At 47.8% G+C, this 24573-nt stretch carries 18 protein-coding genes; 6 read left to right on the forward strand and 12 right to left on the reverse strand.

The annotated features are described in order from the left end of the window. Positions 1-229: 229 nt before the first annotated feature. Positions 230-823 carry a hypothetical protein gene (locus ACYQ2M_RS21195; RefSeq protein ID WP_459918386.1) on the forward strand — a complete coding sequence of 198 codons (594 nt, stop codon included), beginning with the start codon at positions 230-232 and terminating at the stop codon, positions 821-823. A gap of 96 nt (positions 824-919) precedes the next feature. Here ACYQ2M_RS21195 and ACYQ2M_RS21200 read toward each other — a convergent pair whose 3' ends face one another. Both ACYQ2M_RS21200 and ACYQ2M_RS21205 read right to left on the reverse strand, forming a co-directional pair. Further along, positions 920-3619 carry a response regulator gene (locus tag ACYQ2M_RS21200; RefSeq protein WP_459918387.1) on the reverse strand — a complete coding sequence of 900 codons (2700 nt, stop codon included), beginning with the start codon at positions 3617-3619 and terminating at the stop codon, positions 920-922. Further along, positions 3603-4910, reverse strand: coding sequence for a branched-chain amino acid ABC transporter substrate-binding protein (locus ACYQ2M_RS21205; protein ID WP_459918388.1), 1308 nt, complete (start codon positions 4908-4910; stop codon positions 3603-3605). Before ACYQ2M_RS21205 ends, ACYQ2M_RS21200 begins: the two co-directional genes overlap by 17 nt. 323 nt (positions 4911-5233) lie before the next feature. Between ACYQ2M_RS21205 and ACYQ2M_RS21210 the strand changes: the two genes are divergently transcribed. Both ACYQ2M_RS21210 and ACYQ2M_RS21215 read left to right on the forward strand, forming a co-directional pair. Further along, positions 5234-5911 carry a Crp/Fnr family transcriptional regulator gene (locus ACYQ2M_RS21210; RefSeq protein ID WP_459918415.1) on the forward strand — a complete coding sequence of 226 codons (678 nt, stop codon included), beginning with the start codon at positions 5234-5236 and terminating at the stop codon, positions 5909-5911. A gap of 524 nt (positions 5912-6435) precedes the next feature. After that, complete coding sequence (locus ACYQ2M_RS21215; protein WP_459918389.1) at positions 6436-8445, forward strand: methyl-accepting chemotaxis protein; 2010 nt, start codon at positions 6436-6438, stop codon at positions 8443-8445. On the opposite strand, the gene ACYQ2M_RS21220 is transcribed toward ACYQ2M_RS21215, so the two are convergent. The 7 genes from ACYQ2M_RS21220 to ACYQ2M_RS21250 form a co-directional block, all read right to left on the reverse strand. After that, positions 8442-9236: a 4Fe-4S binding protein gene (locus ACYQ2M_RS21220; RefSeq protein WP_459918390.1), complete on the reverse strand. Its 795-nt coding sequence runs from the start codon at positions 9234-9236 to the stop codon at positions 8442-8444. The two genes, ACYQ2M_RS21215 and ACYQ2M_RS21220, sit on opposite strands and share 4 nt — an antisense overlap. Continuing rightward, the gene (locus tag ACYQ2M_RS21225) at positions 9233-9976 is read right to left on the reverse strand and encodes an ATP-binding protein (protein WP_459918391.1); all 744 of its coding nucleotides are present in this window, start codon (positions 9974-9976) and stop codon (positions 9233-9235) included. The genes ACYQ2M_RS21220 and ACYQ2M_RS21225 overlap by 4 nt, the downstream gene beginning before the upstream one ends. 140 nt (positions 9977-10116) lie before the next feature. After that, entirely contained in the window at positions 10117-10842 is a 726-nt protein-coding gene (locus tag ACYQ2M_RS21230) for an HD domain-containing protein (protein ID WP_459918392.1), read from the reverse strand. Between the two features lie 137 nt (positions 10843-10979). Further along, positions 10980-13508 (reverse strand): hybrid sensor histidine kinase/response regulator, encoded by a 2529-nt coding sequence (locus tag ACYQ2M_RS21235; RefSeq protein ID WP_459918393.1) that lies wholly within the window; start codon positions 13506-13508, stop codon positions 10980-10982. Next, on the reverse strand, positions 13505-14524 hold the full coding sequence (locus ACYQ2M_RS21240; protein WP_459918394.1) for a TRAP transporter substrate-binding protein: 1020 nt from the start codon (positions 14522-14524) through the stop codon (positions 13505-13507). The genes ACYQ2M_RS21235 and ACYQ2M_RS21240 overlap by 4 nt, the downstream gene beginning before the upstream one ends. Positions 14525-14787: 263 nt before the next feature. Beyond that, positions 14788-15735: a ribosome small subunit-dependent GTPase A gene (gene rsgA, locus ACYQ2M_RS21245; RefSeq protein WP_459918395.1), complete on the reverse strand. Its 948-nt coding sequence runs from the start codon at positions 15733-15735 to the stop codon at positions 14788-14790. Positions 15736-15913: 178 nt separating this feature from the next. Continuing rightward, on the reverse strand, positions 15914-16381 hold the full coding sequence (locus ACYQ2M_RS21250; RefSeq protein WP_459918396.1) for a hypothetical protein: 468 nt from the start codon (positions 16379-16381) through the stop codon (positions 15914-15916). Positions 16382-16790: 409 nt separating this feature from the next. Between ACYQ2M_RS21250 and ACYQ2M_RS21255 the strand changes: the two genes are divergently transcribed. Continuing rightward, positions 16791-17120, forward strand: coding sequence for a hypothetical protein (locus ACYQ2M_RS21255; RefSeq protein WP_459918397.1), 330 nt, complete (start codon positions 16791-16793; stop codon positions 17118-17120). Between the two features lie 125 nt (positions 17121-17245). Next, complete coding sequence (locus ACYQ2M_RS21260) at positions 17246-18214, forward strand: rhomboid family intramembrane serine protease (RefSeq protein ID WP_459918398.1); 969 nt, start codon at positions 17246-17248, stop codon at positions 18212-18214. A gap of 268 nt (positions 18215-18482) precedes the next feature. Here ACYQ2M_RS21260 and ACYQ2M_RS21265 read toward each other — a convergent pair whose 3' ends face one another. Both ACYQ2M_RS21265 and ACYQ2M_RS21270 read right to left on the reverse strand, forming a co-directional pair. Continuing rightward, positions 18483-19394, reverse strand: coding sequence for a DMT family transporter (locus ACYQ2M_RS21265; protein ID WP_459918399.1), 912 nt, complete (start codon positions 19392-19394; stop codon positions 18483-18485). 147 nt (positions 19395-19541) lie between these two features. Beyond that, on the reverse strand, positions 19542-20990 hold the full coding sequence (locus ACYQ2M_RS21270; RefSeq protein WP_459918400.1) for an aminotransferase-like domain-containing protein: 1449 nt from the start codon (positions 20988-20990) through the stop codon (positions 19542-19544). Between the two features lie 514 nt (positions 20991-21504). On the opposite strand from ACYQ2M_RS21270, the gene ACYQ2M_RS21275 reads away from it, so the two are divergent. Next, positions 21505-22554 carry a J domain-containing protein gene (locus ACYQ2M_RS21275; protein ID WP_459918401.1) on the forward strand — a complete coding sequence of 350 codons (1050 nt, stop codon included), beginning with the start codon at positions 21505-21507 and terminating at the stop codon, positions 22552-22554. Positions 22555-22734: 180 nt separating this feature from the next. Here ACYQ2M_RS21275 and hcp read toward each other — a convergent pair whose 3' ends face one another. After that, entirely contained in the window at positions 22735-24453 is a 1719-nt protein-coding gene (hcp, locus tag ACYQ2M_RS21280; protein ID WP_459918402.1) for a hydroxylamine reductase, read from the reverse strand. Between the last annotated feature and the right edge of the window lie 120 nt (positions 24454-24573).

Genomic DNA, 24573 nt, shown 5'->3' on the forward strand with positions numbered 1-24573 from the left:
GTCCGGTTCCTATTGCCCATCGGGGGAGGGGCTCTGCTGAGGTAAACTTGAAGGCTACCTTTTCATATAACCCACATGGCAGTAACCACCTGCCACAACGAACAATGAAAAAGCAGTTGCTATCAGCACCCAGTACCCAGCCCCTAATACCCAGTACCTGCTTTTTCATATAAAACGGCCATACCCAATTTGTGATCAATCTTCAAAATTTCAATATGGATGTTCAGAAATGATAAAAAATTCTATTATTTTAATTGCTACCCTGGGGTTTCTAAGCATGAGCTTTGCCGATGACCGTTTGCCTCCAAAAAAAGAGAAGCTGACCTGGCTGTATGATCAGGTGGCTTCCCTTCACCTGGACCGCAATGGATATACCCTGGCTGCCCCCCTCACCTCTGCCCAGGAAGAGATGGCTGTCTCCCACCTTGTGGAAGGAGCCACGCCCGGAACCTATAAATTCATGGATGGCAACCTGAGCGTGGTGGCAGATAGTACCACCCACCGGGTTATGCTTCTGTTTGAAAAATTTGACGATGTCTCCGGGCAGGCCATTCATGATCTTGTGGGCTCCCTTTTCATGGACTATGATGAACCCACCACCTCGGCCCATGATAAAATTGTCTACTGGGCCTATGATATCAAAGGGAAAATCTCTTCCGAACAATTCCAGGCGGCAAAATCCAAAAAAAAGAACCTGAATATTCTGGCCACGGTGAAGCTCAACAGCAGCATTGAGGTGTTAGGTGATAAACCGACATCGGAAAAGGGAAGTGTCTATTATATTATCAGTTCACCTCCGATACTGGATTTTGTCCAAAGGTAAAGAATATAAAAAAGGGAAGCTGATTTTCAATGAGTTGACATAAACATCCGCAGAGATGATCATCAAGTGCCAGGCGCTTTACACAGGGCTTATTGACTAAGGCAGACACGCCTTGACGATTCTGGCAAGTTCGTTGATGGCATAGGGTTTTTTAATAAATCCCCCGGCACCCAGCGCCAGTGTTTTTTCAATTTCCTCACTTTCGGAAAATCCGCTTGCCACCACAGCCCTTTGACCCGGATGAATTTTAATCATGGCTTCATAGGTCTGACGGCCATTAATACCCGGCTCCATGAGCATATCCAGCAGAACCAGATCAACGCTATTCTCTTTTAGATAATCCAGTGCGGCTTCACCGGAGTTAACGTACTCGGCATGATAACCAAAGCGCTCCAGAATATTTTTGGCAAGACTTGAGACCTGGATATCATCATCAATAACCAGAATATGTTCACCATGTCCCATGAGCTGCTCCTTATCACCGGTTGGGTTTTCATCCGGGGAAACTTCCTTTTTTTCCATGGCAGGAAAATAAAGAGAAAATGTGGTGCCGTTGGCTCCGCTTTCAACACCTACGCGGCCACCATGCTCCTTTACAATATTCCAGGTGACCGCAAGCCCCAGACCGGTGCCACTTTTATCCGTAATTTTTTTGATATAAAAAGGCTCAAAAATCCGCTCCAGATCAGCTGGCGAAATCTCATCGCCACTATCGCTTATCCGGAAGACCACATACTCCCCGTTGGGTATTGGATTGGGCAAAAGGTCCGTCTCTGCCACCGTGCAGTTTGAGGTGGATATACAAATCCGCCCCTTACCGTCAACGGCATCAATGGCGTTGATCAGTAAATTCATAACACATTTTTGAATATGAGTCGAAGAACAGGAGATATTGAGCAATTGGGATTCAAGGTGCACCTGACACTCTATTTCTTCATGAAGGACCAGCAACTTCCTGATTTCGGGTGCATCCAGCTGAGATTTTACAAGATCATTTAAATCTAACTCTTTTCTGGTATCTGCAACCCCCCGGGCCATGGTCAGGAGATCTGCAACAATTTTGGTGGCTCTCCTGCCTGAATTAAGTATGGCCATAAGGGCTTCCCGAAGAGTGCTATCTTCTGAAAGTTCCGGCAGAAGCAACTCAGGGTAGCCCACAACGGGGGCCAGGACATTGTTCAGATCATGGGCCACCCCCCCCGCCATCCTGCCGATGGCTTCCATCTTTCTTCCCTGGCGCAACTGCTCGTCCATTATCTCCTTCTGGATTTCTGCCTGTTTTTCAAGGGTTTTGTCATTGCAGACAGTCACCAAATCCCCGCCGGGCAGCTTATATATCTGATTTTCATGCCAGGATTGAACCTGGGCATTGCAATAGCAGCCCACGGGGTGATCCGCAGTTTTTCCTGTATGCCATACTTCCTGGAAAATTTTAAAAAGACCGTCTTCAACAATTGAAGGAAAAAGCCTGGTTACCCTTTGCCCCAGAACCTTATGCCGCTGAAAACCCTGAATCTTCTCCATGGCAGGATTGATCTCCTTTAATTCAAAATCTTTTCCGCCGTCAACAGCTTCGTAAATGGCAACACCGCTGCTTGAATGTTCAAAAAATTCATGGAAACGCTTTTCGCTGATGGCAAGAGCCTTGTTACGTTGTGCCACCTTGTTTTCAAGGTTTTCAACAAGTTCTTTGATGCGAAGGGCCATAAAGTTAAAGGTGCGACTCAGTTGACCGATCTCATCATTCACCCCTTCCGGCTCAACAAGTTCAAAATGACCTTTTCGAACCGATTCAGCTGATTTTGTAAGTTGCAAAATACGGTGGGTAATTTTTACCGTTATCAGATGAGAAATAACAACGGCAACGATCAAACCCGCAAAGGTGATGATCATCAGAATCAAATTGGCCAGCCAGTGGGTATTGGTGATACGCTCCTGGGATTTTTGAACTTCACTCTTTGCAAGCGCAACCAGTTTTTCAGAAATGATACTGGAATTTCTCTCCTGAAGCACGAAATCATTGAATTTGGCATGGATGGCCACATCCACATCCATGATCTCTTTAGCAAGTGGCTTGATTCGGTCCATGATGGATAAAATATCGTCTTTATGCTGTTGGCTCAGCAGCGGGCTGTCTTTGACCATCTGCTTCAATTTAAATTCAACATTAAATGCCGACTGCATTAAAAAACGTTCATTGGTAACCCGGTACTGCTGCACAAACGATTCCATTTCGTGGTAAAGGTCCAGGAATTCGACCACTTCTGTTTTTAACTCTGAAAGCAAAAGATTCAAACGGGCATACAGCCCTTTTTCCGGTGCTGCCAGTCGGGTGACCAGCTCCACGGACTCTATGGATGTATCGGCAAAGCGTTTTGCAGAAGAGAGGTAGAGATTCACGTCAATACGGCTTTTAAAAATCGTCTCACTGACTTCAGGGCGGGAGATCATCTCCTTTAAGGCTTTACTGATGGAAACCACTTCTGCTGTCCGCCGTATGGACGGCTGGGCATACTGTTCATGGGCAGCTCTTAAGCCGATTCGGGGATAGTAAAGGAAAAATTTAGCATGCAGATGGCGGGCCTTTGCCATACCGCCATCCATTTCAAGAACCATACGCTGAATTTCCGTGCTGATGGCTATGGCGTTGTCTGCCATGCGAACGTATCGTAAGGATAGATAACCTGTAATGGCCACCACTGCCATGAATCCCACCAGCAGCCCAAGCCCCAGAGAAGCCTTAAATGCAAGGGATTTGTCCTGCCATAATGTATTCGGTTTATTTCCGAGAGCCATCTGGGCTTACCTCCTGCCCCATGGAAGTGTACGTGAACTCAACATTGGACTGAAGCCCATTGATTCCGCCAAGCGGGTCATCCATTCTCAGTACTTTAAACCAAGGTTGCGCACAATCTCCAAATGCATCACAGGTCAGGGTTCCGGACATGCCTTTAAAATTCATTGTGTTATAAAGAGTATCCCTCAGGGCCTGTCGACCAATATACAATGCGCCGGATTGATGACCATGAATGGCAGTTTTTTCAATACTTTTAAACAGAAGGGTTGCTGCGTCATAGGCGGTGACATAATAAAAGGTCTCAGGAGGAATATTGTACCGCTTGATGTATTTTTGCGACAATGCCTCTATGGCGGGGGTTTGAGGATGTGATGGAGCCACAAAATACATCCCTTTGGATTTTTCCCCCACGGCGTCAAGGAAGGATACGTCAATCAATGCACCACCAGTCATCAGCACAATATTTTCAAAATCCGGCATATCCCGGGCCTGGAGCAGGATGTGATTACCTTCGGGCTGGAACAGCGGGAAAAACAGAAGCTGGGCATGGGAGTCCAGTACGGCGGTCAGAACAGGCTGCATCTGTTGATCTCCTTTGTTGACCGATGTATCAAGCACTACTTTTCCACCTAATTCCTGAAACATTTTCATAAAACTTTCGGTGAGACTCCGGGTATAGATATCCCCGTCATTCATGACAGCAGCTTTCCGGATATTAAGGATGTTGAATGCATAAACCGCTGCCGCCTTTCCTGCATTCTCTTCATTGGGGGCGGTCCTGAAATACCCCGGTTGCCAGCATGAACCTTTCCGGCCGGAAACAGCGGTGAGAAAAGATGCACTGTTGTTACCTGAAATCATGGTAAGACCGGCTTCTGACATGGCCTTTGATACCGCGGCGGCTGCACCGGAGCAGGTGGTTCCCAGTATGGCGATATGGTCGGGATCTGCCAGAATTTTCAATGCCGCATTGGCACCGCCTTCTTCTGTGCAGTCTGTGTTTTCAATCCTAAGGAGTACCGCATGTCCGGCAACCTTCCCATCAAGGTCATCCAGGGCCAGCTCAATTCCCCGGATCTGCCCCTTGCCAATGGAGGCCACATCCCCGGTCAGGGCCTGTAAAACGCCTATTTTTAAAGGGTCTCCCGGTGCCACACGAACACACCCCAAACTGTCTTCGCATTGAAACTTCGGTGTATGTTGACGGCATGCCCATGCAATCACAGCAAGAAGAAAGAAAACCAACATCAATGCTGTCTTGTTCTTATAATAATGACATATAGATGACATGAAAATTCCTGTAACCTGATATCCTTACCAGAGTAGGGTGTCGGTATTTTTACCCTCAGTTGGCCGAATAAAGGTAAGATGCATTCATTTTTTACCAACAAAGCATTTTGTCACACATATCATAAATAATATGATGAGAACAATCTTTTTTAGATAGTTATTTTACATAAAACAAGCCAACGATACACTTCGATTGCCATAAAATGACAATATCCTTACCCTTGACAAGAAATTCCTTTAATGCACATAATTAGCGTTATTTTTTATATTATACACTCAACTTTCAGCGTTGATTGATTCGTGAGGGGGGCACCTTGATTAAAATGGATACAACTGCCGGGAAAATACGCGCCATTCCTTTGTTCAGCGGCCTGAACGAATCGGAATTTAAAGATATAACAGGTATCTGTCGAAACAAAAGCTATAAAAAGGGAGAGGTGATATTCAATGAAGGGGATGTGGGGGATGGATTCTACATTGTTGAAAAGGGCAAAGTAAAAATATTTAAGCTCTCTTTCGGGGGGAAAGAACAAATTCTGCACATCTACGGCCCGGGGAAACCCTTTGGGGAAGTGCCGGTGTTCACCGGAAAAAATTTTCCTGCATCAGCCCTGGCAGTGGAAAAATCTGACCTGATTTTCTTTCCCAGGAAGGACTTCATTACCCGCATTACGGAGAACCCCTCCCTTGCCTTGAACATGCTTGCCGTCTTATCCATGCGCCTTCGTGAATTCACGGTCATGGTGGAGAACCTGGCATTAAAGGAAGTACCCGCCCGCCTTGCCTCCTACCTGGGGGTATTGACAAGGGAGCAGGACAACATGAAGATGGTAACCCTGCCGGTGTCCAAGAATCAACTTGCCGGGCTTCTCGGCACCACCCCGGAGACCCTATCCCGAATTTTCAATAAAATGTCCGGAGAAAAGCTCATTGAGGTAGACCGGGGAAGTATCTCCATTCTGGATGCCGAGGGTCTGGCAGATATGGCGGAGGGCCAGTGAAAACCATTGAGTCCAGTATTGCAGAGAGAACCTTAGTGTATTGATAAAAATTGCCGACCCAACGCATTTATCAGGAAAGAAATAACGCCAATAACACAGGCCTGACCCCGTACCCCGTTCTCACAAAGGCTCATGTTGTTTTTCAGGGTCTTTTTATGCGCAGCTCGACTAAGCGTTTGAATCTATTGCAAATACCAAAAGGTCTTCTGTTTTGCCCTGTTGAATATATTATTTATTGATTCCAATGCTTTATAGTTAAACGCAAAAACAAGACCCCGGAATCCAACAAGAGCCAAAATTTTTTAGTTGAAGCGATCATCAAAATGCATTTATAATAGTTGAATACCTTCGTCAATTATATTTTCATTCAGTTTAGCAGCCATATGATATGCTTTTCAGATCATAAAAGCACATCATACGGATATCTATAATCCTAATCAAAATACATGTTAAAAATTAACGAAGGTATTAATGATTGGCGCATAATTTAAACATCAAACGCAGGAAAACAAAGAGGAAGTATAATGTTAAAAAGACTTGACCTGAAAAATAAAATGTTGCTATCCATCGGCTCTGTGGCCTTAACAGCATTTGCAGTTACGATTTTTTTGATAACAACTCAGGCCAGCAAACTGATCAAAGCAGAAGCCATGAAAAATGCCGAACAGCTCGGGTACAGGTATGCAAATGAAGTCAGCAAAGAACTTGATACGGCCATGAATGCTGCAAGAACAACGGCCCATCTTTTCGAGGGACTGAAAAAAACCCCTCAAACCCCACAAAGAGAAGCCCTCAACGACATGTTGAAACAACTTCTGGAGCTTAACCCCAATTTTCTTGGGGTCTGGACCTGCTGGGAACCCGATGCCCTGGACGGCCGGGACAATGATTTTAAAGATGAGAAGGGACACGACAACACCGGACGGTTTATTCCCTATTGGTACAGAAATAATGGAAAAGTGGCCCTTGATCCCCTTGTGGATTATAACACCACCGGTGCCGGAGATTACTATCAATTGGCCCTTAAAAGCGGTAAAGAGACCATTCTTGACCCTTACCCCTATGATATCGGCGGGGAAGAGGTCCTCTTAACAAGCCTTGTGGTTCCCATAAGATATAAGGGACGAGTGGCGGGGGTCGTCGGAGTGGATATTTCCCTTAAATCATTTACTGCCATGGTCTCCAAAATCACACCCTATGACACGGGCGACGCGGCTATTATAAGCAATTCGGGAATCTATGTGGCCCATCAGGATGCGGCCAGGGAGGGGAAGGATATCGGTAACACTCTCATCTGGGAAAACATAAAAAAAAGCGTTAAATCCGGAAAATTTCACACCATATTGGACTACTCCACTCATCTGTCAACGGACGTGGAGCGTATTGTGGTTCCCATTCAAATAGGCCTATCTGAAACACCGTGGGGCTTTCTTGTAAATATTCCCATGGACAAGGTGATGCTGGGAGCAAAACGAATCCTTTACTCCAGTATAACCATCGGTGCCGTGGCATTGATAATCCTCATGGCCGTTGTTTATTTCATAGCCAGGGGAATTTCCGCTCCCATAAACCGCATTGTTTCAGGGTTAAAAGAGGGGGCATCCCAGGTGGCCACCGCAGCTGGCCAGATATCTTCCGCCAGTCATTCTCTGGCTGAAGGAGCTTCAGAACAGGCAGCTTCCATTGAGGAGACCTCTTCATCCATGGAAGAAATGACCTCCATGACCCGGAAAACAGCTGAAAATTCAAAGCATGCCGACACATTGACCCGGGAAGCCAGCAACGTAGTGGAGGAAGCCAACCAGGCCATGAAATCCTTGACATATTCCATGGGAGAAATCTCAGGTGCCAGTGTGGAAACCTCCAAAATAATCAAAACCATTGATGAAATCGCCTTTCAGACCAACCTCCTGGCCCTTAATGCCGCAGTGGAAGCGGCCCGGGCCGGTGAAGCCGGCGCAGGCTTTGCAGTGGTGGCAAATGAGGTGCGTAATCTGGCAATGCGGGCCGCAGATGCCGCAAAAAACACAGCCGCATTGATTGAAGATACCGTTAAAAAAGTCAATGATGGTTCAGCCCTTGTTGCAACCACAGATGAATCCTTTTCCAAGGTGGCCCAGAGCACCGCCAAGGTAGCAGCACTGGTATCTGAAATATCTGAAGCCTCCAATGAGCAGTCCCGCGGTATTGAGCAAGTAAATATCGCCATATCAGAAATGGACAAGGTTGTTCAACAGAATGCCGGTAATGCCGAAGAGTCTGCCTCGGCATCGGAAGAGTTGAATGCCCAGGCGGCACAGCTTTACGCCCATGTAAGGGACATCGCAACCATTATTACAGGGAAAATAGAGAGTTCAGGGCAACCGCATCAAAGGCTGCCACAGAAAAAAAAGAGCTCAGGTGTGCGATCAAGCCAGCCGGTCAAAGCCCGGATCACTCCAAAGAGCTCCTCTGAGCAGCTAAAACTTCCGAAACACAACGAAGTCCGCCCGGAAGAGCTGATCCCCTTTGATGATGATTTTGAGAATTTTTAACGAAGAGAGGTGATGGCATCCATCTCTTCAAAGCCCAACAGCTTTGAAAACCGGGTACCTTTTCTGGAATGAGCCTTGTAAAAGGCAAGGGCGTTTTTTAATATTTCCAGGACCTCCGCTTCAGAATGGATACCCGGAGCCTCCATGGCCAGGCGGGGATGTCTGCCAAGACGTCCCCCCAGCTGCACCCGGAATCCCCTCTGGCCTTCCTCAATGGTGCCGGTGGGGCAGGCATCAATACACTTGCCGCACATCATGCACGCCTCCAGATCAATGAGGGGGCCTTCACCATCATCGTCCAGGGAAATGCAATTATCAGGGCAGGCATCCACGCAGGCCCGGCACATGGAACAGGGGTCTTCTCCCAGGCAGGGCCGACGGGCCCCAAGGATACCCACATCCTTTATCTGGGGCTGGGAGCAGGCATTGGGGCAGTCGGCACAGCTCATACGAAACTCATGGTGGTATTTAAGATCTCCTTTTACCTCTTTTTTTAAAAAATCCAGAAGATCGGCATCCTTAAAAATCGCCTCTGCCTTTTCCATGACACTTTCACAGGAAACGGCGGCATGGGGACATCCCGAGCTACCAAAGCAGCGGTCCAGCTGATAGCCCTTGATATCGTTGGACATGGAGGAGATAAACTTTTTTTTAGCCGCATTAACATCACCGATGTTCACACAACTTCCCTCCCTGTCCAGGACATATTGTTCAATTTTCTGTCGTACCTTTTTTCTCACAAAAAAAGGCACTTTTTTCACCGCCGCTTCGGCTTCGGGCGACCACTTCACTTTACCACTTCTCCCCGGGCACTGATCACCACCTTTTCCATGGAAATCTGAACACCGGAAAGGGCCATGGCCTTTTCCACAAGCCCGGGAAGGCCCGAGCAGCAGGGCACTTCCATGATCAGGGTGGTGATGCTTTTAATGCCGGCCTGCTTGAAAATCTGGGCAAACTTTTCCACATATGACTCCACATCATCAAACTTGGGGCATCCCATCATCACCACCTTTCCCTTCAGATAATCGTTGTGAAATGACGGTGCAGATACTGCAGCGCAATCGGCGGTGATCAACAGATCCGCACCTTTAAGAAACGGTGCCGTGGGGGGAATCAGCCGGATCTGCACCGGCCAGTGGCACAGGGCAGATGCCCCGATTGGCATAGTGGTGGGTTTATTGGCTTCCTTGCATCCCCCGGCTGCAGGAAAAGTTTTCAGGTGAGTGGAAGGGCAACCACAGGCAAGGGTCTCCGACGCTTTTTGCTGGGCATCTTCTTTCTTTTGCGATGCCAGAAAGGCCTCCACTGCGGCCTCATCAAACTCATCTGCCTCCCGCTCAACCAGCTTCAAAGCATCCTGGGGACACTCGCCCAGGCAGGCTCCCAGGCCGTCACAGTACTGATCCTTCACCACCTTGGCCTTGCCGTCAATAATCTGAATGGCTCCTTCGGCACAGGAGGGGACACAATTACCGCAGCCGTCACATTTTTCTTCATCAATTTCAATTATTTTTCGCATTACTTTCATTGTATTTTTCCTTTATATATCTATCAGGAGCGTAGGTCCTGAGTTTTTTAAATGGCGCTTATTGGTATTGGGTACTGGGTAGTTTTTTCAGATCATCTGACCTTACCGCCGGAACTTAAGGCAGAAGATCAAGGGAAAAATCAGCCCAAAACCTTGGATGCCTTGCTTCTTCCTGAATCGGTGAGAAATGATTTTTCAAGGATACGCTCCAGGCGATCCGATGGCATCTTTTCTTCTTTATGTTCTTCTTCCAGATTGGTGATAAGATCTGCATCGTACAACACTTTGAAGTTGATGGATTCTTCCTCCCGGGGATGATGGTGGTGTCCCACAATATCACACACCTCATCAATGAGTTCTGTTTTGGCTCCCAGTTTTTCCAATATGGCCCTGGCAATGGGCGGTCCCTCAAGCTCCTGGTACTTCGGGGCATTGGAGTCATATTTTTCTTCAGCCAGTTTAATGCCAATGTCATGAAGATAAGCCGCCGCCAGGATCACGGCAAGGTTGCCCTTCTCATTACGGCCGATCTCTTCGGCATATCGGGCCACACGCATGGCATGGCCGATGCGTTTAAAGTCCATTTTAAAATAGCGCTTCATCTCCACGGCCACACGGTCCTTGAGGAGATCGTCCCGCTCTTTTAAAAATTCTTCGGGGAGTGTACCGATGCATTGATCAGCATATTGACAATAGGATGCACATCCGAAATCCAGATGGGGGTTTACAATGCGTTTATCACACCCTTTGCATTTTCGGGCCGTATCGTCCTTGAAAAATTCAATGGGGGTGCCGCACTCGGGACATGCAACTTCAAAAATAGCTTCGTCATTCCAATATTGGGTATCCTGTCCGGGACATTTCATGGTTGCCTCCTTGTGATCTGAGTTTCAATACACCCGCTTAAATAAGTCAACTTCTAACGTTGCCTTTTCAAGGTGTGATTTGAATATAAGGCATCAGAGATCTTTTTTCCTTGATCCCCATCAAGTTTCTTGTTTTTTTATATAAAATCATCACCATCCAGGACACTGCGAATGGTTCCCGCCAGCTGAGATACCTCCACAGGTTTATGCAAAAAGGCTTTAATACCCAGCTCGCGGGCCCGGTGCCGAGTGATCTTGTTGCTGTATCCGGTGCACAGTATAATGGAAATATCCTGGCGGATTTCAATTATTTTCCGGGCCAGCATATCCCCTGTCATGCCGGGCATGGTCATGTCGGTGATGACAAGATCAAAGGCATGTGGGTCGGATTTAAAAAAGTCCAGGGCCTGAGTACTGGACAGACAGGTGTTGACTTTATACCCCCTTTTTTCCAGCAACTCCTGACTCACCGCCAGTATGGCAGGTTCATCATCCACCATCAAAATCCGTTCCGTGCCCCCGGGAATGGTGTCAATGGGCAGCGGTTCTTCCGGGATAACCACCATTGCTTCCGGAAAAAAAAGATAAAACTGAGAGCCAACGCCCATCTGGCTTTCCACATGGATATACCCACCGTATTTCTTAACGATGCCATGGACAACCGCAAGCCCCAGACCCGTGCCTTCGCCGAACTTTTTGGTGGTAAAATAGGGCTCAAAAATGGCGGACACCACATCCTGTTCCATGCCGACACCGGTATCACTAACCATAACCTTCACAATACGTTGAGCATCAAGTGGCAACCCCTTAAGGAGCGCTATATCATCCTTCTCGTGTCGACTCACCTCAACGTTCAAAATCCCGCCCTGGGCATCCATGGCATGGGTGGCATTGGTGCACAGGTTCATGATCACCTGATAAATCTGGGTGGAATCTCCCAGAATCATTGCACTGTCATCAATGGTGTGGTGAATGTCAATGGTGGTGGGTGTGGAGGAACGCAGCAGCGTGAGTACCTCTTTGACAATAAGGGCCACACGTATTGGCTTGACCTCTTCATCGACCTGCCTTGCAAAGGTTAAAATCTGCCGCACCAGATCCCTGGCGCGATTGCCCGCGGTCTGTATTGCTTTGAGATATGTCTCCATGGGGCCCTCCGCCTGGGGTCCCTCATAAAGGGCCAGTTCCGTATAACCCAGAACAGAAGATAAGATATTGTTAAAATCATGCGCAATACCACCTGCCAGGGTTCCCACAGCTTCCATGCGCTGGGATTGTCTTAGGTGACTTTCCAGTACCTGCTTCTGGGCTTCGACATGGTGCATCTCAGTTTCATCGTTGAAGATGGCGACGACCTCAGTGTCTGAAAGACTGTAAACTGCATTTTTGATCCATTGGGATCTGCTTCCATCTTCATAGTGCATGGCAGGCAGGAGTTCATGCTTTCCCGTGCGGTATACCCGCTGCAACGCATCCATCAATCCCATGTTCCAGACCCCTGGAAAAACAGTGGTGAGCCGTTGCCCCACCAGATCCGAGGCAGACACCGATAAAATCTCTTCAGCAGCGGAATTAAGGTCGATGAACTCAAAATCATTTCCATCGTCAAAAGCGTTATAAATGGCAATACCTTCAAGGGAGTTATGAAACAATCCACGAAAACGTCTTTCACTGAGCATAAGGCGTTGCCTGTCCAGGCGTTGTCTTTTCATGGAGATCCACAGCTGGCCAAAAGCCATAAAAACCAATAGATTAAGAACCACAAAAACAGTCCCATAGCGCAACAGATCCGCTTTCCAGCGTTTAAGTGCGCTGGACACCGGCTGAGATACTGTCAACTGAAGACCTGTGGTAAATATTTCTGTACGAATTGAAATTTTTTCCTGTTTCCCATCCTTTTTAAAAATGGAAAAAAAGGAGCCAGGGGTATCCAAAGGCGGCGACGGGAGTGCTGACATATCAACAGAAACAGACGTCTCGTTTTCCACACCGGCAAACACATGTCCTGAGCTGGTGTGCAGCAACATTTCAATTCCCGGATCATCAGCCACAGACCGGGCCAGAATCTTGTTATAATATGTTGCCGACACCAACGCGGCGACACTTCCAATCAACTGTTCTCCCGGCAAAAATATGGGCCATGTGATCCATCCCTCCGATTCTTTGTCACTTCCTCCCCGGGACAGAAAATCAAAATGCAGAAATCCCGGACTCCCTGAACCTGAAGGAGATGAAGATGCCAGAAAATGAAATCGGTCAGATTCCGCTGATAAAGGGCGGGATGTGAGATTCGTAAACATCACCGTGCCGATACTGTCCAGAACAACAATCGTCTCCAACTGGGGCAGCGCCCCCGTTGCTGCAGCAAGACGATTTACCGCCTGGTAACGCTCAAAAAGATATCGATTCCAGTTGCGAGAAAAATCGTTGCTTATCCGGTGGAGTATCTCTGCGCAATTCGTAAAAGAGCTGTCCAGGGAGGCAGTCACCACACCGGATAAATGTATGAGGTGCTTTCGGCCGGTCTTGATTTCATTTTCATAGGAAACCGAAATGAAAAAAACAGTAAAAATCCAGATAACGGCAAGAAAAAATCCCCCCGTCCACAGGAGTACATGGTCGCCGTAAAAGAATCCGCCAGGGTCATTTCCATGTGAGGCTTTCATTTTTCCATACCGCATTCACCCGGAGTCACAAACTGGGAGGGAAACCGTTGTAACTGGTTCCAGCATCCCACCGATTTCATGAAGCGCATCTGGCTTTCACGGGCCTCGTTTAATAGGACATCTCCGGTGGCCTTATCCTGCAAAAGCGTGCGTGAAACCTGGAGCAAGTGGTTCAGTATGTCATCGGAAAAACGTCGGACCTCAACCCCCTGGGATTTAAACATGGCCAGGGCTGGCATCTGGCGCTGGTAAGAAGTGGCAAGGGACCACATGGTGTTAATACGGGCAGCATAGATTAAAATATCTTTTTCCTGTTCCGAAAAGCTCCCCCACACTTCTTTATTGACCATCAAGGCATTCCAGCTTGAGGGTTGATGCCATCCCGGAAAATAATAATATCTGGCAAAACGTTCAAACCCAAAACTCTGGTCCACATCGGGTATGGAAAATTCCAATGCATCCAGTTGCCCGACGGCGATGGCATTAAATATTTTTTCCACGGGTATCATGGTGGGAATGGCACCGAAATGGGACAATACCTGCCCCCCGAACCCGGCAATTCGTATCCGTAACCCCTTGAAATCCGAAAGGCTGTTAATCTCTTTCTGATACCACCCCCCGGCTTCGGAGATCACCATGTGGGTTGGCATAACAATGAGATTATGAACATCAAAGGCTTTCTGCAGAATTTCCTGTCCACCCCCACTCCACATCCACAAGGCACTTTGCTCGGGCGTCAAACCAAAGGGCATGGAAGAAATCAACTCGCACACCGGGATTTCATCGCAATAATACCCCGTCCACGACCAAGCCGCATCAATTTTACCGGTTCTAACGGCATGAAAAATCTGATCACCGGGAATCACTTCATTGACACCCCGGAAATAAAGTTTCAGGTTCCCCTGGGAAAGTTTGTCCACAACCGTACTCAGGTGATGTTCACTTTCATTTAAAAAAATCAATCCTTTGGGAAAAACGGAATGAATTTCAAGGATTCTGGGACTTTTTGCCGCCACAATTTCCCCCTGAAAACCAGCAGAGACAAAAATAATCCAACAGAATAATGTAAACCGATTGATGGAAAAAGACATTGGAGGTGGTCCCCCTTTTTTTAGCGGATAATTCTACAGGTGTTGACCTAATCATTTATTTTAATAACCAGACGGGCTTGATCACAACATCGGCCACCGGTGACAATCGGTGGTCCATGTTATGACCAGGCCCGTAAGATTTCTGGCAGGTACAGTGCGCATCTGCATTTATTTTTGCTACGTCAGGGCTATCGACGGCTCCGAAAGCGGACATCACCGGCTTCAAGCTGCTCAAGAATCTCAACATAGGTGTGATAGCGTTCCTTCGGAATCCTGCCCTCCTCCACCCAGGTTGTCACTGCACATCCGGGTTCGGTGAGGTGGCGGCAATCCCGAAAACGACAGGTACCTTCCAGGGCCTTTTCAAATCCTGGGAAATATCCGGCAAGATCCCGGGCAGAAATGTCCACCAGGCCGAACTCGTTGAAGCCCGGGGTATCTACAAGTTCTCCACCGCCTTTCAATGAATGAAGCGTGGAAACGGTGGTGGTGTTACACCCCCTGTTGCCCGCTTCAAAGAGCTCCCCCACCCTTAAATCCAGTGCCGGGCAGATGGTATTGAGCAGCGAACTTTTGCCCACCCCTGTGATGCCCACAAAAAAACTGCGGAATCCCTGCCCCAGAAAGGATTCCAGAGCATCAAGGCCCTGCCCTGTCACCGCACTGACCACAAAGATATCCACAATACCCTCGTAGATGGATCTCATTTCTTCCACAAAGGCTTCCGATCCTTCAAGATCGGCCTTGTTAATCACCAAAACAGGGGTAAGGGATGCCTGTCTTGCGGCAACAATGGCCTGATCAATATACCAGGGGGTGGGTGAAGGCAATGGGGCCACCACCACCCCCAGGACATCCAGATTGGCACCCACAATGCGAATACTGCCCCGGGAATCCCTTCTTGATAAGGTTGTCCGCCGGGGTAAGCGCGTAAGACGGTGATCTTGCACCACCACATTATCACCCACCACATGACCTTCACGCCGCTTCACCTTGACCATCTGTCGTTCCCCGGACTCAAATAAAATATCCACGGCAATGCCATGGTGGGCCACAATCACACCCTTCCGGGCCGAATCAGAAGCAGGGATCTCATTTTTACTATGCGTTTGAGAGTGTTTTTTCTTGGTTTTCAAATATCAGATCTCCGTACGGATAGCCCCATACCGGGCGCAAATCACCACACCGGACACTTTAAGGCAAGCTCAAGACTTGGGGATGCGGGACTTGATCAAAACATCGGCCACTCTTGGGAAGAGAGGCGGAAGCTATGAGCAAGCCCGGCTGGGTATTTATGTTTTTACTGCCTCTACCCTACTGGACGGCGGGCCATCTGGGGGTGTCGTCATCCTCCCACAGGTAGCTCCACTGCACACCATCAAGGATACCGTCGGTGAACATGAAATTACACTCCAGATCGTCCACGTTGATAATCTTCATGGGGGAGGAAGGATCATCTTCATCCACCTCTTCCACACCGACGTAGTTATTTTTCTTGAGGTATTTTTTTATCTCTGCAAGGCTCTTGCCTATAATTTTTTGATTGTCAAGGGTGGCATTCTTGTTGTTGACAATGATGGTTCCCAGCCGGAAATCTTCAGAGCCTTCAAAGCACAGAGCCACTTCCCCTTCATCATAATACCAGGAGATATATTCCTCCCCTTCAAATTCTTCTTTTAATTCATCTTCGGGTTTTCCAAAATATGCCCTGCAGTCGTCCATGGTGGCACCAAAACTAATCTTATTGAGGCCTATTCCGGGCTTGATTATGTATTCTTTCATTTTCCATATATCCTTTTGTTATTACTACCTAAAAATTGCATTCATGGTTTTGCATTCTGAATGATCTGATAATGATATCACTTTGTCACTTTAAGTCATCATTGACTTCTAATCATCACCAGAAGCATTTTAAAGCGCTAGTGGCCATAGCCCCGTCCAAGTGCCCCATCTTCACGCACCGTATGCCGCGGGGGTTGATTCACCCCAGTATGTCCCAGTATAGCACAACTAATAGAAGCATCGCATTGATATCGGTCAATTTTTTTTCTCAGGGGCAGACCGACATGTAAGACCACGGTCCAAAGCTGCCGCTTTTAATCAAACTTTGACAAATACCCCCGTTTCGGGATAAATTTTAAACATGGAATAAAAACACATCATAGATCCAAATATAACACAGAGGTTTGCCATGGGTCTGAAACCCTTTCAGGAAAAAATTCTCCAGCAGCTGATTCGACAGGAAAACAAACAATTATTTAACTGGATACAATCCAACCCCGATGCCATCCCGGGCAATATCCTTCTGCAAAACAACCTGGACTCCCTTGCCACCATTGATGATGATGCCCTTCAAAAACGGTTTTTAAAAACCTTGATTCGAAATTATATTCTGCTGGAAAAAAAGGTGGATTCTCTGCTTAAAAACACACTTCCTGCAACAAAACCCTGCGGTTTGCCATGTCCACCATCAAAAAGATTCCCATCAAACGAATTACGCCACAGCAAGGGAACCTTTTAATCAAAAAAGAGGATATATCCTTAATTGTTCAGGGGCTGGAATGCCTTGAAGACGTTGGAATTGATGGGATTATTTGACCCCGTTGGTCCGCCACCCGTGACGCTTATATCCAGGGCATTTTGAAAATGAAAAAGCATGAAAACCTGACAAATGCATTGCACTGCCTTGACCGGGAAAGTGCACAATTAACGGCCCTGGTACTGCTCTCCCAGGGGATTGAAACCCTGTGTGAGGAAAGAAATGGAGCCGTGGACCTGATAATTGATGAGGACGACGTCGACCATGCCTGGGATACATTGTCCCGGTTTTATATTGAAAACCATATCCTCCCCCAGGATGCCGACCTTGATACGGTTTCAACCCACAACATGGAAAGTGATCCACCACTGCCCCCCATCACCCGGCAGGGAAAAGCTGCTGCCGCAGGGGCCTGTCTTCTCCTGTGCACCATCCATGCGGCCACGGTTTATTACAAAAATCATCATCAGGTGGTGCTCGACCATGGCGCATCGGCCCTGGGCATTCTCCTGGGGGAATATGGCAGAAGCATTACGGCATTGATGCTCCATGCAGATTTTTCCCATCTTGCCGGAAACGTGCTGGGACTGATGGTCCTTGGCAGCGTCATCTGCAGCCTTATGGGTCCCGGGCGGGGACTGTTTCTCATTTTATTTTCCGGTGCCGCCGGTAATCTTCTAAATGCCTTCATGTACCGGCGGGTCCATCTGTCCATCGGAGCCTCCACCGCCGTCATGGGGGCCGTGGGTATTCTGGCGGCATGGCAGATCAGAAAAAAGGTGCGCATCACCTTAAAGCCCTCCCATGGCATTGATATTAAACCATCGGCTCTATACCCTCTGGGGGCGGGGGCGGCCCTTGTGGGAATGTTCAGCGGCGGAGAACACACAGATGTATCTGCCCATGTCTTTGGATTTCTGGCAGGGCTTGGGGGGGGCATCCTGTTTTTTTACGCATCCATGTATTATAAACAACGATATGTGGAGAGATACAATGAGACTTTTTCCAACCATGTGGACACTCTTTTTCTCATAATTGTCATCTCAGCTCTTTTTTTTTCATGGATAAGATTCTGAAAATATGTCGTTTTCAACTGCCAGGGATAGGCAGTATCTGGACTCGACTCGGGTCACAAAACTAAGTCCGCCCTTTGCACAGACTCACTTACAGACTGAAATCATGGACCACAGAGCTCCCGGCGAGCAATGGAACCTGTCCATTCAAAGCCTGGTCAGTCCTAAGTTCGCCAATTTACCACCACATAATGATTTTCTCTAAAATTAAAACCACCACATGTGGTATGAAAAATGAGAACTTAGGACTCGTGAGCAAAGCCCAAATATATTAACCCGGCTGCTCGGAGGATTTTAGTGCCGCTGCTGCCATGGATTTCTTTTTAAGCATGAAAAGATTACCGCTTAGAATAAGCATGACGCCGGACACGGACTCCGGGGTCCAGTGATAATCCTCCCAAATGGTGGAGATCACAAGCGCCACAATGGGAAATATCAGGGAAGCGTAGGCGGTACGGGCTGCCCCAATTCGTCCGATAAGGGTGAGATAGCACCCAAAGGCCACGATGGAACCGAATATGGCAAGATAGATCAGAGATCCCATGTAGGCAAAAGAAAACACAAATGTAAAGGTTTTCCCTGTAAAAAGAATCACCAGCAGCATGAAAAACGCACCATAGGCCATACCATAGGCATTGGTCTGAATAACGGGAAGTCCATGTTTCTGGTTTCTGGCGGAAATTATGTTGCCCAGGGAGGCCATATAGGTGGCGGCAAATGCCATCACCATGCCCGTAAAACCGCCGTCCCCCATATGAAATCCCGCAACTTCCGGCTGAAACACCAGAAGTATACCCACAAGTCCCAAGGCTCCCCCGGCAATGACCTTGACATCAAATGGCGATTTCAAGAACAGAAATCCATTGATCATGTTCATGACAAGCACTGTGGAGAAAATCACCGCAGCCAGACCACTTGTGAGGTGGAGTTCCGACACGTAAAAGAGCCAATAATTGAAACCGAATAAAAAAGCGCCCTGCATGGCCATGAAACCATGGGATTTCAATGAGAACTTCATGTTCAGACGGGTCAGGCGACACCAAGCCGTTAGGATAACGGCGGCCAGGAAAAAACGATAAACCACGGAGACCAGAGGATCCACTGCACCCAACTGAAACTTGATGCCGATCCATGTGGAACCCCATATGAGAATGGTTAACAGGTAATAAAAAACATTTTGCATTTTTTTCAAACTCCCCTTTCAAGGGGATCAGCTGTTATTGTCATTTTTCAGCCATCATACATGCATTAAATATGTGAAGACTCAAAACGATAAATCAATTAAAAACTGATTCCCTGGGTTCATATTGGATAAAATTGTATTTTTGGATTATTTTTTCTGGAGAGACCGGGCAATTTCTCCAAGTGTCTCCACGGCCCACCTTGTCTCTTCACACCAGAAGGCTGCATTGAGACGGATGCAATGGGCAAAATTACGGGTGGTGGAAAAAATATGACCCGGCGCAATGGAAATACCCTTTTCCCTGGCCAGGGTGTAAAGGGTACGGCTATCTATTTCCGGAGGCATCTCCACCCACAGGGTAAATCCTCCGGTGGGACGGCTGACCCGGGTTCCTCCTGGGAAAAAACGTCCCACGGCATCGGCCATCTGAACCACTCTGGCCGCATAAGTTTTCCCTATTGAGCGCAGGTGATGATCATAGCCACCCGTGGATAAAAATTGTGCAATTGCCAGCTGGGGAGGTGAGGCCGTGGCAATATTGGTCACCAATTTCTGATGTTTCACCGCGTCATAATACCTGCCGGGGGCAATCCACCCCATGCGATACCCCGGAGCAAGGGTTTTGGAAAAAGAGGAACAGAGCAACACATTTCCCTTTGTATCCCAGGCTTTCACCACCGATGGCCGTTCCGGATCGTGGGAGATATCTCCATTGATATCATCCTCTATCAACGGAACATTGAATCTTAATAGAAGTTTCAGCAATTCTTCTTTTCCCCCGTCGGAAATACAATTCCCAAGGGGATTGTTAAAATTGGAAATAACCAGACAGGCCTGGACGCTATGGTTTTGAAAGGCCTGTTCAAGGATCCCCAGGTGAATCCCCGTCAAAGGAGACATGGGAATCTCCAGCACCTTTATTCCGAGGGTTTTTACCAGTTGAAGAAAATTGAAATAAACCGGTGTACCAATGGCAAGCGTATCACCGGGGCGACACAGGGTACGAAGGGCCAGAAAAACGGCCTCGGCCGCCCCGGTGGTGATGATGATATCATCGGGAACAAGGGCACATCCGGCCTTGATCATCCGTCTGGCGATCTGGGTACGAAGTCGGATATTGCCAGGAGGCATGGCATACCCCACGCTTTCTTCCTGGAGACGTCTACTCTCCGTTGAAAGCATGGTGTTCAGCTTTCTGACAGGAATCAGGCGAGGATCGGGAATGGCGGCCCCGAACTGGATCAAATCCTGACGCAGGGTATCCTCCATGACCTGCATGACCATTTCACCTGTTGTTACGGCAGCAGGGTTCAGCCGAGGAGTTTCTATGCTGGGTTCCCGGGGAATGCCGGGCAACCGGGGACAGACATAGTACCCGGACTGGGAACGAGCTTCTATGATACATCGATCTTCCAAAACTCCGTAAGCCATTTTCACCGTATTTATGCTCACCTTGAATTGACGACTCAGGGTACGTATGGAGGGAACACGATCTCCGGGATTGAAGGTGCCCTCGTCCAGTAATCCCCTCATGCGCAAGGCAACGGATTCATACAGGGGGATCTTTCGATCCGTTTTTCTTGTCGTGGGTATCATGGTCTAAACAATACAAGGTTTTACCGGAATAACAAGGCACAATTGGTGAATTTTATAATGGACACAATTTTTATTATCCGATAAAAGTAGAGGACACAAAAAAATAGAAGGCAATCAGGCCACCGACACTACAGAGTCGGCCATATGGCCAGTTGGTGAATGCATAGAAGTATTTCATGGTTCGTTGTGACGGCAAGGATGACATGATAGTTATGTAAAAAAAACAATCGTTGACACACATACAATATCCAACACATAATATGTATGCATTATATCAAAGAATTTTGGCTCATATTGCGTTTCGGGGTCTCATTTTATGAGCACCATATAATATTTTGAAATTATAAGAAATAATAACCAACACATAAACCTGCAAGACCTTGGTATATTTCGAACAGATTTAACCAATTGAATGTTATCGCATTTTATAAGACCTTGAAACTCAACATGAACCTTGAGTTAAAATAATTGCCAAAACCAAGTTTACCGTTTACCAGAAACCAAGGTATTTTCCATGTACATTGCACGCGAAATAATCCGTGGAAAAGTCAGCTTCATCCTCCGTCACTCCGTTGCATCCAATGGAGGATTTGCAAGCCGGGATCTCTATGAACTCGGCCACGACCCGGCAAGCCATATCGTCTATCCCGGCGGCAACAGCTACTACATCAGCGACAATGTTACCGATGCCATATCAAAACGGGGTGTGCCGGTGGACAATGACCTGCTGGAATCACTATTCATGCCGTTTATCCTGCCCGAAATCCGCATAGCAGTTGAAACCTTCCACAGCCGCGGAGGTAAAAAAAAGGGAAAGCTCACCCCAGAACAACAGTATTTCATCCAGCACCAGATGTCCTGGTTTGACAAACGAAGACTGCTTTTCCTGAAATTCGGCCACATGGACCCGGGACCTGTGGAAAATATTCCCCCCACCCTGTTTCGCGACCTGATGGATAAATCCCGGGATGAAATTGAACATAATTTCATGGCTCAGGAAAACCGGTTGGACGCATCGGAATTTAAAACCTATGTCTACTCGGCCCTGAACATACAGCGCTGCTTTGAAAGCTTTATGGCAAAACAGATGCCCCAGGCCCTGGACCAGGAAAAGGTCGATGAGTGTTTCATAACCGAACTATGCGACATTAATAAAAGCATTTTCTTCACACCCGTGAATGGGAACACCGGCGAGACGTCAGCCCTGCACCCTTTTCTCCACCGGTACGTGATCATGTTCTTTGACCATGGGTATGCCAACAGCAGCCTGCTGGATCAATTTGCCCATGATTTCATGAACCGACACCGGCATACCCACCACACCCGTTCGGCAAGCGCTGGCCCAGACATCACCCTCAAGCAGGCCCTGGCGGACATGGCACTTGATCCAGGCACGTTCCACACCATGACATCTAAAAATCTCGCCCGCCACTACCGCCGCCTTGCCCGGAAACACCATCCAGATAAAGGGGGTGAGGAAAAACGTTTTATTGCCCTTAACCGAGCCTATGAGCGCCTGATGGCTGAGCTCAAACACATAAAGAGACAACCTGAAATGCGATGATCCTATTTTTTTTAATTATCCCCCTGGGATTGGGCTCACCGTGCGGATGTAACCCCCTGGTGCCAGAATATGGAGCCGGATATGGGATGGAATTCCAAACCCTCCGCAAAAAAAAGGGCAAGCCCTTCAGCCGATGAAACGCTGAAAGCACTTGCCCTGTTAAGGGGGAATGAAAATTATTTATTTACCCTGCATCATGGCATCAATATCCGCCTGAACCTCCCCAATGGGTTTGATATCAAATTTTTCCACCAGCACGTTGAGCACGGTGGGAGACACAAAGGCGGGAAGTGTCGGCCCAAGACGAATGCCTTTCACGCCCAGGAACAGCAGGGCCAGAAGAACAGCAACCGCTTTTTGTTCATACCATCCAATATCAAAGGAGATGGGCAAATCATTGATGTCGTCCAGCTCAAAAACCTCTTTGAGCTTCAGGGCAATGACGGCCAGGGAGTAGGAATCGTTGCACTGGCCCGCATCAAGCACCCGGGGGATACCACCGATATCGCCAAGATTAAGCTTGTTATAACGATACTTGGCACATCCTGCGGTGAGAATGATGGTATCTTCCGGCAATTTTTCCGCAACTTGTGTAAAATACCCCCGGCCTTTCTGTCTGCCATCACAACCGGCCATGACCACAAATCGTTTCACTGCGCCTGATTTTACGGCATCCACAACCTTGTCGGCAAGAGCCATCACCTGATTATGGGCAAAGCCACCCACAATGGTACCGGTTTCAATCTCTGTGGGAGGGGCACAGGTTTTGGCCACATCTATAACTTTGGAAAAATCCTTGGTCTTTCCATCTTGGCGCTCTGCCACATGGGTTAAACCCGGATAGCCCACCACGCCCGTTGTGAAGATACGATCTTTGTATGTGTTTTTACTCTTAATGGGGATGATGCAGTTGGTGGTCATGAGAATGGCACCATTAAAGCTTTCAAAATCCTCATTCTGTTTCCACCAGGAACTGCCATAATTACCCTTGAGATGCTCATATTTCTTAAAAGCAGGATAATAGTTGGCCGGCAGCATTTCGCCATGGGTATAGACATCCACCCCTGTGCCTTCGGTCTGTTTCAACAGCTCTTCCATATCTTTTAAATCATGACCGCTGATGAGGATACCGGGTTTGTCACCCACACCGATATTGACCTGGGAAATCTCCGGATTGCCATAGGCGGTGGTGTTGGCCTGGTCCAGAGCTGCCATGGTGGTAACGGAACACTCCCCGGCTTTCATCACCATGCCCACCATCTCATCCACGGAGAGATCTTCCGTGGTGGAAACCAGGGCATTGATGATAAAATCATAGATCTCATCCTTTTCCACGCCCAGCACGGCGGCATGGTCGGCATAGGCGGCAATACCCTTAAGGCCGATGATCAACAATTCCCGCAGGGATCTGACATCTTTATTTTCCGTGGCAAGAATACCCACGGTTTTAGCCTTTGCCTGATAATCAGATGCACCGCCAGTGCCCATCCACAGGGCGGACTCATGCATCACCGTCTCTTTGGCCGCTTCCGGGGCCTGGGCAAACATGCCCACAATTTTATTCCATAATGAGGTTTTGGGCGCACCGGGTGCCAGTGCATCAAATTTTTGTTTCAGCTCTTTTTTAAGGGCCAGGGACTGATCAATCCAATGGGTAAGACTGCTATCATCAAAATTGGCATTGGTGATGGTGGTAAAAAGCCCCTTGGAGATAAAACGTCCCACATCATGGCCCACATCAGCACCCTGAGCCTTGAGTCCCTGGGATAACACAGCGATCCCTTTAAGGTTGTAGATCAAAAGATCCTGAAGATTGGATGTGGTCTCTTCCTTTCCACATACGCCTTTTATGGTACAGCCTTTTCCCTTTGCGGTTTCCTGGCATTGAAAGCAAAACATATTGACACCTCCGTTGGTTAGGGTTTATTTTCATTAATGAATCCGACTATACACCCCGTAAAGTGTCTTTTCCTTGATCTATATCAAGAAGGGAGAAAATTTAAAGCAAGCCTCTCCCCG

Source organism: Desulfocicer niacini, assembly GCF_054657595.1.

Excerpts from the sequence above, each read along its gene's own strand:
- ACYQ2M_RS21260 (WP_459918398.1), top strand. The coding sequence starts at position 17,246 with ATGAAAAAGCATGAAAACCTGACAAATGCATTGCACTGCCTTGACCGG.
- ACYQ2M_RS21265 (WP_459918399.1), bottom strand. The coding sequence starts at position 19,394 with ATGCAAAATGTTTTTTATTACCTGTTAACCATTCTCATATGGGGTTCC.
- ACYQ2M_RS21200 (WP_459918387.1), bottom strand. The coding sequence starts at position 3,619 with ATGGCTCTCGGAAATAAACCGAATACATTATGGCAGGACAAATCCCTT.
- ACYQ2M_RS21210 (WP_459918415.1), top strand. The coding sequence starts at position 5,234 with ATGGATACAACTGCCGGGAAAATACGCGCCATTCCTTTGTTCAGCGGC.
- ACYQ2M_RS21275 (WP_459918401.1), top strand. The coding sequence starts at position 21,505 with ATGTACATTGCACGCGAAATAATCCGTGGAAAAGTCAGCTTCATCCTC.
- ACYQ2M_RS21235 (WP_459918393.1), bottom strand. The coding sequence starts at position 13,508 with ATGAAAGCCTCACATGGAAATGACCCTGGCGGATTCTTTTACGGCGAC.
- ACYQ2M_RS21215 (WP_459918389.1), top strand. The coding sequence starts at position 6,436 with ATGTTAAAAAGACTTGACCTGAAAAATAAAATGTTGCTATCCATCGGC.
- hcp (WP_459918402.1), bottom strand. The coding sequence starts at position 24,453 with ATGTTTTGCTTTCAATGCCAGGAAACCGCAAAGGGAAAAGGCTGTACC.
- ACYQ2M_RS21225 (WP_459918391.1), bottom strand. The coding sequence starts at position 9,976 with ATGAAAGTAATGCGAAAAATAATTGAAATTGATGAAGAAAAATGTGAC.
- ACYQ2M_RS21270 (WP_459918400.1), bottom strand. The coding sequence starts at position 20,990 with ATGATACCCACGACAAGAAAAACGGATCGAAAGATCCCCCTGTATGAA.
- ACYQ2M_RS21230 (WP_459918392.1), bottom strand. The coding sequence starts at position 10,842 with ATGAAATGTCCCGGACAGGATACCCAATATTGGAATGACGAAGCTATT.
- ACYQ2M_RS21255 (WP_459918397.1), top strand. The coding sequence starts at position 16,791 with ATGGGTCTGAAACCCTTTCAGGAAAAAATTCTCCAGCAGCTGATTCGA.
- ACYQ2M_RS21205 (WP_459918388.1), bottom strand. The coding sequence starts at position 4,910 with ATGTCATCTATATGTCATTATTATAAGAACAAGACAGCATTGATGTTG.
- ACYQ2M_RS21250 (WP_459918396.1), bottom strand. The coding sequence starts at position 16,381 with ATGAAAGAATACATAATCAAGCCCGGAATAGGCCTCAATAAGATTAGT.
- ACYQ2M_RS21195 (WP_459918386.1), top strand. The coding sequence starts at position 230 with ATGATAAAAAATTCTATTATTTTAATTGCTACCCTGGGGTTTCTAAGC.